The sequence below is a fragment of the Nitrospinota bacterium genome, from assembly GCA_009873635.1.
Lineage (GTDB): Bacteria > Nitrospinota > Nitrospinia > Nitrospinales > VA-1 > LS-NOB.
In genome coordinates, this window is the sequence record WAHY01000004.1 from 53,083 (window position 1) to 65,382 (window position 12,300).

Below are 12,300 nucleotides of genomic sequence, written 5' to 3' on the forward strand. Positions count from 1 at the left end.
TTTTGTTTTTCCAATGGCGGTGTTTTTAGTTTTCGAAGCGGATTTTAGCCTTTTTCATCCAGTGTTTTTCATCAAAATCCAAATTTAAATATTCTTCAAAAAGAATTTCATTTTTTGATAGTATTTTTCCATCAATCCACTGCATGGGTTTGGGAGAAAAAGCTGAAGTGATGTCGGATGATTTTCTCTCTGACTTTTCAATAATTAGATCCTTCTCCAGTTGTATTTCTCCAGAACTGGATTCAGTGCTATTTCCTTTTTTCAAAATATTATCTATCAGCTTATCTACTTCGAGAACCAAATTATATTCTGAAACATAATCAATAAGGTTTAACTTCTCAAGCTTTCTTAAGTACAGTTGCACATCAGGGGATTGAAGAATTGCTTTATTGATTTCAGCCCAAAGATACTCGCCCAACCTTTTTTTCTTATCATTTTCCGAAGCCATATTCGTTTCCCTTTATAAACTTTATAATTAGGAAACAGTTTATGCTGAGAGCATTACATGTCTGTTAAGCGCTTGTTACAACCCTGTCAAAATTAATATTTGACCATTAAATCTGTGAAAAATGGAAAGGGATTATGAAGTAGCAGGTCTATGAGGGGTGGTGGCAAATTAGGATTAAGCCCAATGGTTTCTATAAGTTGGGATCATGGAATCTTTCCCTGAGGACATCAACAGGACTCTTGTATTTATTGCAGGCATCACATAACTGCCATGTTCGGAGTCCAGATTTTCGAGATTCAGCAAATCTGCGACAGCCTGTTGGGCGCCACAATCAGACCTTTCATGTGAAAAAAGTCACAGATATTCAAAGTTTGCATTTGGTGTTCCTCTGCCAAGATCCATACTCCAGGAATTGGTCTGCATCAATGACTTTATGAAAATTTTAAATAACATTTCACCATCATAGAAAATAAAAAAGTATTTGTAAATTTATTAGTATAAGTATCTGAATTTTTTTAATTTCATATGTTTTTTGCCATGGATATAAGCAAAGGAACAATTTATTGACAGTTTGGTGAAATTATTGCCCTCAGACCAAAAATCCCCCTTATACAACCCCATCCATTAAACGAATAACTTATTATTTTTAAAAGGTTTACCTGGTATTTCCCGGGGCCTTCCTTTTGGCATATTCTTTGCTCTCTTTCTTCCGAACAGTTGCGCCCAAATTTAGTGGAAGTAAGAGGGAACATTTTTTCTAATTTTTTTGAAAATAGAGGTTTCGCCGCTTAAAGACCTTTGGCTCAGTTTGGATGGGTAAAATCATTGATTTATGGCTAATAATCTTGATTTTTCTTCAGGTCTGTAAGAGGAATTTTCGTTCAGTGGAAAGCTGGCAACTCCTTTATTTTCGGTAATTCAAGGGTTTTGGTGGATGTCAGAAATGCTTAACTTTAGGTTCCGGTTTGCCGTTAAGAACTACGGTAGGTGTTCGAACTGGGGTCAGACGCAAAAACTTGATTTTAGCAGGGTACTGCAGGTGGGTTTTTGCGTTTTCCTTTGGTGGAGTTCTATGGCATCGCTATCCAACGCTCAAATTACTCCCCAGGGACGAGATCAGACATATAAGCAAGCGGCTCCAGGTCGGTTTGAGGAAAGATTCAAAAAACAGGAGCTTCCGCAATCTCAGGTGGTGCCTGTAAAGCCCGACAGCTTGAAGCCCGTTTTCCCGGCCGAGATGAGGAAAGTAAAATTTCTTCTTCAAAGAATGATCATTAAGGGCTCAACGATTTATGACAAACGAAACTTTTCCCGGTTATTTAGAAAATACCTGCACCGAAGAATAAATCTTGAGCAGGTTTATAATATTGCCCAAGAGATCACAAATATGTATCGCTCCGATGGATACATTCTTTCCAAGGCGGTCGTGCCTCCTCAAAAAATTGAGGAAGGTATTGTTCAAATTGATGTGATTGAGGGTTTTGTCGACAGGGTAGCTATTCAAGGCCAGGTACGTGGACCAAGAAAGCTTCTCAATAATTATCGCAGGGCATTATTAAAGTCTCGTCCTTTAAAGGCAAGGGATCTTGAGAGGTATTTATTATTGGTGGATGACCTGCCGGGTGTTTCAGTCAAGTCTGTTCTTACTCCTTCCAGGTTCAAACAGGGTGCCACCAACCTGACATTGATTCTTAATAATAAAAACTATGACGGAAGCTTAGGTATAGACAATCGTGGTACTAAATTTAACGGACCCATACAGATTAATGCGGGGGTGTCTGGCAACTCGTTCCTCAAATTTTATGAGCGCATGGGCTTGCAGGGAGTAGTGACCAGTAATCCGGATGAGTTGAGTTTTTTTAGTGGTTTCTATGAAAAACCTATCTCGTCAGAAGGCACAAAATTATATTTTTCCGGATCTATCAGTAATTCTGAACCAGGTTCTTCTCTTAAAGATTTTGAGGTGGTGGGTGAAAGTAAAACATTCACTCTTAGAATTTCGCATCCATTTATAAGATCAAGATCTGAAAACTTTAATGGTTATTTTGGTTACACAAATCGAGATACGGAAACAGAAATTTTAGGACAACTTGACTCAGAAGACCGTTTGCGTATTTTCAATCTTGGGATGTCTTATGATTTTGTTGACAAGTATCGGGGTGTCAACCTGGTGAGTTTTAACTTAAGCAGAGGTTTAGATATTTTCGATTCAACGGAAACAGGTTCGGAAAATTTGACTCGTTCTGCGGGGCACAGTGACTTCACCAAAATAACCGGTGAGGCGCTTCGTCTTCAACAGCTCGCACCTTCATGGATGCTGTTGGGATCCCTTTCCTGGCAATATTCGTTTGATAAATTACTGGCTTCCGAGGAATTTGGGGTGGGTGGCGCGCAGTATGGCCGGGCGTATGACTCTTCAGAAATTACCGGAGATCAGGGTTTGGCGTTTAAGTTCGAACTGCAAAAAGCTTTTCAACCTAAGAAAAAATATCTCAGGGGTTTACAGGCTTACACGTTTTTTGATTATGGGAAAGTTTGGAATCGCATCGAAACCGCCACGGGCTCCAAGACTCAGGATATCTATTCAATGGGACTTGGTGTCCGTTTCAACTTAACAGATGTGATATCTGGATACGTCGAATGGAATAAACCACTGGATGAAGATGTGTCTTCAGAAGGTAGTAAGGACGGAAGAGCATTTTTCAGTTTGTCGGCAAAGTTTTAGGAAAATTTTATGAACGTTTTTGAATTGAATCAGAGGGCTTTCCCCAGCGGAGACGCTGGTGGTAATGAAATTAGTAACGCCTCTGCTTCGCGATTAAACAGTGATGGTGGCCATAAAGGCAAAAGCTCTCTAAGAAATACGAGAGTGGGCAGGCGCAGGGTTTTTCATATTCCCAAAAAGCCTGGAAACACCGTTATCTTCCTGGTGTCATTGCTGTCGTATCTTGTCGGGATTTTCCCGTCAATGGTTTTCGCGCTTCCTGCTGGGGGAACGGTACAGGCCGGTTCGGCGACCATTGACCAGACCTCTTCCCAGAAAATGACCATTCATCAATCTACGGAAAAAGCCATTATTGATTGGCAAGCGTTCGGTGTGGGCGGCTCTGAACATGTCGACTTTCAACTGTCACAGGGCGGGGTCACACTCAATCGGGTAACGGGAAATGATGTATCGCAAATATATGGCAAGCTGACTTCTAACGGAGATCTCTGGTTGATCAATCCTAATGGAATTCTTTTTGGTTCCAATGCGCAGGTGGATGTTAATGGTTTGCTCGCGACCACCAGCGATATTTCCAACACAGATTTCATGGATGGCAATTATAACTTTGGCATTCCTTCCGATTTATCTGCGACAGTGGTCAATCAGGGTAGTATCACTGCCGCTGAAGGTGGACTGGTTGCTCTGGTTGCTCCCGGTGTCCAGAATATGGGAATCATTAACGCTCGTCTGGGCAAGGTGAGCCTGGCTTCTGGAAAAACTTTTACCGTGGATTTGTATGGAGATCAGCTCATCAACCTGGGAGTGGATAGCCAGGTGATGGGACAAGTGACAGGAATGGATGGAGAGGTTTTATCTTCTCTGGTTTCCAATAGTGGGAGTGTCTTTGCTGATGGCGGGATTGTTCGTCTGGATGTCAACGCGGCGCAGAACATTGTGGATAAGGTGATTAATATGGATGGGGTCATTCAGGCTCGTTCAGTATCTGAGAAAAATGGAGCCATCATCCTCTCCGGCGGCGAAGCAGGAGAAGTCAGTGTGACCGGAACACTCGATGCCTCGGGTTATGATGAAGGCGAAACGGGAGGTACTGTCCATGTCCTGGGTGACATACTGAATTTTACAGGGAATGGACTTATTGATGTTTCGGGTGATATGGGTGGCGGAACACTCCTTTTTGGTGGTGACTATCAGGGGCAGGGAACAGTACCTAATGCGACGGATGTATTTATCGGTCCCGATACACATATATTTGCGGATGCGGTGAACAATGGCAACGGGGGTAAAGTGATTTTCTGGGCCGATCGGCGCATGCGGTTTTTCGGCATTGTCAAAGGTCGGGGTGGTAAATATTTTGGCGATGGTGGGTTCGTAGAAGTTTCCGGAAAAGAAGAATTATATTTTGATGGTTCGGTGGATACCACTGCCGCCAACGGTAAAACAGGAACCCTGCTCCTTGATCCTGACAATCTCATTATTGCAAAGGGATCTGGCGCCAGTGCCAGTGGTGCAACCACTGGAACAATTTATGAGGCCACCCTTGAAGGTGCCACAGCGACCACCAACGTCGTTCTACTCGCTACCAACAGTATTATTTTGGGTAAGGATAGCAGTGAACAGATCAGTCTCGACATGCAGCAGACCAGTGGTAATTCTTTAACCTTCAAAGTCACGGATGGAACTATTAGCTTCTCAAATACTTTGAGTTCGGTATCCACACAAGGGGGAGATATTATTTTTGACGCATCGGGGGGGTTGTCTTTAGGGAGCCTGACGTCAAATGGTGGAGATATCTCGTTAAAAGGAAGTGACTTGACATTGCTCAATTCTGCAACAAGGCTGAATGCCGGGACAGGGAACATCAATATCACTGAAGCCAAACTGGGAGATATTGGGCTTGGCAACGCCACCTGCACGGGTACCTGTGGTATGACAATCAGCAACACAGATTTGGGCAAAATGAGCGGTAACAAGCTCATCATCAATGGCAGTTCAAATAACGGTGCTATATATGTAGATGGTGTGACGCAAACCACAAGTACTTTTACCGGTGGAGTGGAATTGAAAGACGCGCACATTTCTGGTGCTAATGGAGGAATATTTTTCCAGGGCGCGTCTACATTTTCAACCTTAAAAGCTTCTGCGGTGAATGGCATCGATGTCAATGCCAACCTGACAACGACAGCTGGAGCCTTGACTTTGGATGGGGACTCAAACAATGTTGTGGAGAGCGTGGCACCACAGGATGATCTGAGTATAGCCAGCGGGGTCACTTTAACCAGTGCGAGCGATATTTCTCTGAGTGCTTCCACTGGGGGAATTTCCGCGGCAGGGGCTTTAACTTTGTCCGCACCCTCCAGCATTTCACTGACCGGAAATCTGACTGTTGCCGGAGCGGCATCCTTGACCGCTAATTCTGGTATTACTATAAACAATAACATCACCACTTCATCCGGTGGGGCTTTAACTGTCAACGCAAATTCTTCAACCCTGTCTTTAGCAAGTGGAGCTGCTTTAAGTTCGGCAGGTGCAATGTCTTTGTCCGCAGGTAGTATTTCCTCTGCGGGAAACCTGACTCTTACTTCCACAGGTTCTACGATAGACGTTAACAGTGCCTTGACTTCTACAGGAGCAGTGGCAATGACTGCCAGCAGCGGGCTTTCCTTGAATAACAGTACACTGACCGGAGCGGGCAATATAACTCTTCAAGGTGGCAGCGGTTTAACTTCAGTCAGTGGTATGGGCATCACTTCATCGGGTGGCAATATCACGCTGGGTGCTTCGGGAGGAAGCATAACCGGGAACGGGGCTCTAACGCTTTCTTCAAATGGCAGTATTACGGTCAGTGACACGATGACAACAGCCGGTGCGGCGACATTCAATGCGAATTCAGGAATAACTCTTGGGTCCAGTTTCACTGCTAATGGCGCGGTGACTATGGATGCGGATCTGGATAATAATGGTTCCGGCGATTTTGTAATTTCATCGGGAACATTATCGACTACCAACAACGCGTTAACGGTAACTGCTAATGACCTTACTTTGACTGGAACCATTAATAGCGGTACCGGCTCGACCACCATCAATGTTTCAGACGGCGAATCTTTGGGAATTGGTAATGGATTATCTGGTTTTGGAATGATTATTGATGGAACGGAGCAGGGTAATATAGCCGGTACGGGCGATATCAACATTCTGAATAGCAACATCACTTTTTCTGCCGGCAACAGTTTTAGTTCGACAGGGAGCCTGACAATTGGTCAGAGCGGTGGGACAATAACCGGTCAGGGAGCCCTGACTTTAAACGGATCCAATGGATTAACTATCAACAGTAGTGTCACGGCGGCAGGGAACCTGTCTCTGGATGGAGACTCAAATAATTCGTCGAATTCGAATGACAGAATTACTCTGGGTTCTGGTGTAACGCTCACATCAACAGCAGGCTCTATTAGCCTGGATGCGACCACTGGTGGTATTTCCGCAGCTGGGGCTGTGAATCTAAACGCAACCAATGGAATCACTATCAATAACAACTTTACATCTGCGGGTGCCACGACATTTGATGCGGATACGGATAATGATGGAACGGGAACCCTCACTAATGGTTCAACACTGAGTACCGGAAATAATACTCTTTCCATTACAGCCTCAGACCTGGCCTTGAGCGGTACGATGAACAGTGGAACCGCTGGAACTACTATTTTAGTTTCGCAGTCAGGCGACACAATTGGATTGGGAACAACAGGAAGCATGAGCCTGAGTAATACCGAGCTTGGAAACATCTCGGCTGGAAGTCTTACCATTGGCGATGGAACAAATGGAAATATAACTGTCGATGGAGTGCTCTCTGCCAATAGCGACCAGTTTGGAACGCTTACTTTGAACGCTACGGCTTCCGGCTCATCAGTTACATTTGGAACTACGGACTCTTCTTTTCAAGGCTTGGTAGTGAACTCGGGTGATGGAATTACTCTATCGTCAAACCTCACCACCAATGGAACAACAACTTTTAATTCAGATTCAAACAGTTCCGGCACGGGAAGTTTTACGATCAATTCTTCTAAAACTCTCAACACAACCAATAATGCGTTGAGCATTACTTCTAAAAGCCTGTCTCTCAATACTGATGGAGCGATCAATTCTGGTACTGCTGGCACCACTCTACTGGTTTCCCAGTCAGGAGACACTATTGGGCTTGGAAGCGGAACGGGTGATTACTCTCTGAGCAGTTCTGATTTAAATCAGATTGCAGCGAGTAATTTAACTATAGGGAACTCAACAAACGGGACAATAACTGTGGATGGTGTGACTTCTACATCTACTCCACTTACCTTGGTAGCGAGTTCCGGTGCGAGCGCAATTAACTTTTCATCAACGGCTTCTTCTTTCAGCAGCCTGACTCTGGATGCGGGAACGGGTGGTGTGGGCTTTGGAGCAAATGTGTCCACTTCCGGAAACTTGAGCGTCAACTCGGGTGGAGCGATCACGGATACAGGAACTTTGTCCATAACAGGAACATCAACTTTTACGACGGATGTTGCCAATCAAGCTATCACTCTTGACAATACATCCAATTCGTTTGCAGGCGGGGTGAGCTTGAATACTTCAGGAACAGGTGATGCGACTTTAACCACCAACAACGCGGTGACTCTATCTTCTTCTACCATTGGTGGAGATCTCAGTGTAACGGTCGGTGGAGATAATTCTTTGAATGTGACAGGCGCGGGAACGGCCGGCGGTAATATTAACCTTCTGGCAGACGATGACATCCTTTTCACTTCCGAAGGAGACCTTACTGCCTCCTCTGGAATAACCGTTACTGCCGATAACGATCTTGACCAAAATGGAACTGGAGGAGCTGTGACTATGGCAGATGGAACTGTGTTTAACTCAGGTTCAGGAACAATGGCTCTTTCTGCCGATGAAGATATTGCGCTTGGCCTGATTCAGACCAGCAGTTCCTCGGATACGGCTGTGACGTTGACTTCGACCAGTGGAGGTGTGGTCGATGCGGATACAGCTTTACCGCCCAGTTCCACTAGGTTAGGAGCCAATACCAGTGCGTGGCTTGATATTGACGCGGCAAATGGCAGGCTGGTTGCAGATGTGGCAACAGGGTTCGGAGCGACTAATGCCATCGAGACGAGAGTTAAATCTGTAGATATAGACAATACAAAATCTGGAGCCGTCGACATATTCGAATATGATGATTTGGAAGTTGTTAAAATTAGCAATTCAGGAGGAGGTGTAGAGGTTTCATTTGAAGGGTTGATTTCCGGAAAAACAAATTGTACAGCATCTGGAGCCTGTAAGTTTACCCGGCGTGATATCCGTAACGAACTCATACCCGGTACGGGTAAGACTCTTGGTCAGCTTGCTGATGGCACCACACCACAACAACTGAAATTTAATATCTTCGAATTGAAGGATCAGGGACTTTACGAGAAGACACCGGTAGATCATGTTGCTGGTTCTCCCAGAGGACCATTCACAGCAGACCTTTTCAGTGAATCATTTGATTTGGTTGAGTTAGCAGAGGGATCTGCCGGAAAGTTTGAAGGAATGGAAGTGAGCCAATCTTTCTGGGGAGACACAAGGCAGCCCGCCATGGAAGTGGCCAAAAGAAAGGACTTAAGGAGAAAGAACCGGTCCAGCCAGAAAACCGCGAAGAGAAAAAAGAGAAGTGGAAAGAAAATTGGGGATACAGCTTCCATCACTTTGAATAAACCGATCAAAAAAATGCGAAAAAAACCAGCTGCACCACGTATACAGAAAACGGAATCGGGTTATCTGGGTTATACTCGTTAACCAACTATGAAGTCGGTGTCTCTGCTTTCATATATTCAGAATTCTTAATGTACTCAGCATCGATAACACTCATTCTTCCATGTTGTGGATCATCAATATATTCCTCATAGATATTGATGAACTCTTTGCCGGTATCAGGAGCGCTTTTTAATTCTAGAAACCGGGTTTCAACCGGGTCCCGCTTGAGAAGCTTTATCGTATTTGGATCTAGTTGATACGGTGGATCAAGCTTTTCCAGGGCTGTTATTGGCTCCACACCTTCTGACATGATGTCTTTGATTTCTTCTTCTACATTACTCTTTCTTTCCTGGTGCCGGGCGTGAGGGTAGTCGGCCTGTGAAAAAATCATGAAATCCAGATCAATCCAGTAGTTGTTGATAAAGTCATCGAAGTTCACTTCCACCGAATTGCTCAAATGAATATCGCGGGAGTTGCCCGGGTTGTTACGAACCAGGTCATTATAAACCTGGATGATATTGTGGGAAGAATCGTATAGTACGGCCCAGTGATAGGCGTTAGGCTTTTCGAAGGTACGAAATGAATCCATTGCCTTGATGAGAACGACCAGGGCGAAATGCATCTCTTCCATTTTCATAAATGCTGATGACCAGGGGAAGCGGGTTTTATACCAGTGAAACACATCTGTCGGGTATTCCCGGCGTGATGAGTCTTCTGGAGGTCGGTAACCGTTTTCGATAAAGTCCATAATGTCATCGAGCTCTTTGTAGGCCAGATCGAGTCCCGCCCGCACCACTGTATAAGGAAACAATTTGCGTTGATATTCCATATACTGTTTTAGCTCTGGCAACTTCTCTTCGAGGGCATGTTTGTGATCCCTCTTACCGATATCTTTAGCAAAGATCAACATATTGATTCCTTCATTTTTTTCCTGGATCAAAACGCTGGGTGAACATTTTTAGAAGGTCCATCTTTTCCTGGTCACTCATGCCTTCTATCATCTTGCGTGCCTGATCCATTTGCTCGGGTGTCATTTTTCCCATGGCGTCCTTGGCGGCGTCCTGAAATCCTTTAAGGTTGGCGGCACCCTTTATCCAGGAAAACTCGTCCTTGGCCTTTTCTTCCGGAGCCTTGAAATCGATTTTATCCCGCGAACGAAACTCTACATGGTTGCCAACGATCTTCCCAAAAATCTGCTCGTCCTGAAGTTTGTCCAGCACGTCTGAGAGCGAAGTCCCGTGTTTCTTGCAGGAATCATAAACAGGTTTGAAAGGAAGGCGAACAATCTTTTCAGGGAAACCATTCTTGCGAATGGAGTGCTTGATGCTCTCTTCAGCAGGGTTAGACTCAGTTTCACTCATGACCGGACAAGATAAGATTGGGTTCGTTAAGGAGTATAGTATAATCCACAGTAATGCAAAATACTGAAATACGAAAAAATTAATTTCTATGGCACGAACCACAAAAAAACCTTCTTCATCAAAGAAGACAGTCACCATCCGCGTTGCCCTGGCCCAGGTCAATGCCCTTGTTGGCGGTTTTAAAGTGAATGCCGAAAAGGTGAAATCTGCATGCGCCCAGGCCCGGAAACTGGGTGCGGAGGTGGTGCTGTTTCCTGAATTGATGGTAACTGGTTATCCGCCGGAGGATTTATTGCTGAAGAAAGGTTTTCTGGAAGACAGCAAAAAGACCCTGAAAAAAATCGCTTCGGCGACACGCGGCCTGACAGCCGTGGTCGGGTTTCCCGAACAGCAGGGAAAGCATCTATATAATTCTGCCGCGTTATTGTGTGATGGAAAACATGTGGCAACCGCACGCAAAGTTCTTTTGCCCAATTATGGTGTCTTCGATGAGAAACGTTATTTCACGGAAGGGGAGGAACCGCTCCGGTTTTCCTTGAAGGGTGTGCAAATCGGCCTCACCATCTGCGAAGACATCTGGGAAGAAGCGGGACCGGGAAAGTCTTTAAGCAAACACATAGACCTTCTGCTCAACATTTCTTCTTCGCCCTATCACAAGGGAAAAGGTAAAGCCCGCATGAAGATGATTGGCCAACGCGCGAAAACTTATAAATGTCCCATAGCTTACGTCAACCTGGTAGGCGGTCAAGATGAACTGGTGTTCGACGGTCACAGCCTGGTGGTGGGTGCCGATGGAAAAACCATCGCCCAGGCAAACTCGTTCGCGGAAGAAATTATTTATGTTGATGTGGCCCTGTCACCCAAAAAGGTTAAAGCCAGGGCGACAGGCATAATAAGTTGTAAAGCACCGGCCTCGTTGTCGAAGGCTAAAAAAACAGCCGCCTTGCCTGCCTTTGATTACAAAAATAAATCGGAAGAGGAAGAAGTCTATTCAGCCCTGGTGCTGGGCACCCGTGACTACATTCACAAAAACCGATTCTCCAAGGTGGTCCTTGGATTGAGCGGCGGCATCGATTCATCCCTGACCGCGGCGGTGGCGGTTGACGCGTTGGGGCCGGAAAATGTAACCGGTGTGCTGATGCCTTCCCCACATTCATCCAAGGGCAGTGTTGATGATTCGCTGGAACTTGCGAAAAATTTAAAAATAAAAACCATGACCTTTCCCATCGTATCGGCGATGAAGGCCTATGAGTACATTTTGAAAGAAACGTTCCAGGACGCAGAATCGGGGTTGGCAGAAGAAAACCTGCAGGCCCGCATTCGCGGCAATTTGCTGATGGCACTCTCAAACAAATTCGGCTGGATGGTTTTAACCACCGGCAACAAGAGCGAGTTCAGCATGGGTTATTGCACCCTCTACGGCGATATGGCTGGCGGGTTTGCGGTGATCAAAGATGTGCCGAAAATCCTGGTCTATGACCTTTGCCGCTGGTTGAATAGGGAGAATGAAATCATCCCGCAGAATATTCTCACCAAAGAACCCTCGGCAGAACTGCGACCCGACCAGTTGGACACAGACTCTCTTCCTCCTTATGACCTGCTTGATCCGGTGCTGTTGAAATATATTGAAGAAGACGCTTCTTTGGAGCAGATCAAGGTGAAGGGACTGTCCAAATCTGAAATCGCGCGTATCGCGCGGTTGGTGGATCTTAATGAATACAAACGCCGGCAGGGTCCGCCGGGCGTAAAAATCACCCCCAAAGCCTTCGGCAAAGACAGGCGACTGCCTATTTCACGTGGGACAAAATAATACTCGTATTTCGTCATTGTGAGTAGTGATAGCGACGAAGCAATCCAGAAATGTAAAATTTAAAGTCTGGATCGCCACGCCGCTTATAGCGGCTCGCGATGACGACAAATAAGCATAACTTGCACTCTCATTTCTCTATGGTTTTCAGTTGGCCCCACGCCGAGTGGGTGGTAGAATCGGGTGAAATTCT

6 protein-coding genes are annotated in these 12,300 nt (G+C 45.3%); 3 read left to right on the forward strand and 3 right to left on the reverse strand.

Features of this window, described 5'->3' with window-relative positions; genetic code table 11:
• Nucleotides 1–25 precede the first annotated feature (25 nt).
• Nucleotides 26–448: a hypothetical protein gene (locus F3741_03925; GenBank protein MZG29949.1), complete on the reverse strand. Its 423-nt coding sequence runs from the start codon at nt 446–448 to the stop codon at nt 26–28.
• A 934-nt stretch (nt 449–1,382) separates the two neighbouring features.
• Here F3741_03925 and F3741_03930 point away from each other — a divergent pair.
• Both F3741_03930 and F3741_03935 read left to right on the forward strand, forming a co-directional pair.
• On the forward strand, nt 1,383–3,173 hold the full coding sequence (locus F3741_03930; GenBank protein MZG29950.1) for a ShlB/FhaC/HecB family hemolysin secretion/activation protein: 1,791 nt from the start codon (nt 1,383–1,385) through the stop codon (nt 3,171–3,173).
• Nucleotides 3,174–3,182: 9 nt separating this feature from the next.
• Nucleotides 3,183–8,981 (forward strand): filamentous hemagglutinin N-terminal domain-containing protein, encoded by a 5,799-nt coding sequence (locus F3741_03935; GenBank protein MZG29951.1) that lies wholly within the window; start codon nt 3,183–3,185, stop codon nt 8,979–8,981.
• A gap of 4 nt (nt 8,982–8,985) precedes the next feature.
• Here the strand turns inward: F3741_03935 and F3741_03940 are convergent, their stop codons facing one another.
• Both F3741_03940 and F3741_03945 read right to left on the reverse strand, forming a co-directional pair.
• Nucleotides 8,986–9,849: a hypothetical protein gene (locus F3741_03940; protein MZG29952.1), complete on the reverse strand. Its 864-nt coding sequence runs from the start codon at nt 9,847–9,849 to the stop codon at nt 8,986–8,988.
• 10 nt (nt 9,850–9,859) lie between these two features.
• Nucleotides 9,860–10,300 (reverse strand): hypothetical protein, encoded by a 441-nt coding sequence (locus F3741_03945; protein ID MZG29953.1) that lies wholly within the window; start codon nt 10,298–10,300, stop codon nt 9,860–9,862.
• A gap of 88 nt (nt 10,301–10,388) precedes the next feature.
• Between F3741_03945 and F3741_03950 the strand changes: the two genes are divergently transcribed.
• Complete coding sequence (locus F3741_03950) at nt 10,389–12,110, forward strand: NAD+ synthase (protein MZG29954.1); 1,722 nt, start codon at nt 10,389–10,391, stop codon at nt 12,108–12,110.
• Nucleotides 12,111–12,300 lie beyond the last annotated feature (190 nt).

Bases quoted from the DNA above. Each gene is read 5' to 3' on its own strand.
- F3741_03925 (MZG29949.1), bottom strand. From the start codon at position 448: ATGGCTTCGGAAAATGATAAGAAAAAAAGGTTGGGCGAGTATCTTTGG.
- F3741_03930 (MZG29950.1), top strand. From the start codon at position 1,383: ATGTCAGAAATGCTTAACTTTAGGTTCCGGTTTGCCGTTAAGAACTAC.
- F3741_03935 (MZG29951.1), top strand. From the start codon at position 3,183: ATGAACGTTTTTGAATTGAATCAGAGGGCTTTCCCCAGCGGAGACGCT.
- F3741_03940 (MZG29952.1), bottom strand. From the start codon at position 9,849: ATGTTGATCTTTGCTAAAGATATCGGTAAGAGGGATCACAAACATGCC.
- F3741_03945 (MZG29953.1), bottom strand. From the start codon at position 10,300: ATGAGTGAAACTGAGTCTAACCCTGCTGAAGAGAGCATCAAGCACTCC.
- F3741_03950 (MZG29954.1), top strand. From the start codon at position 10,389: ATGGCACGAACCACAAAAAAACCTTCTTCATCAAAGAAGACAGTCACC.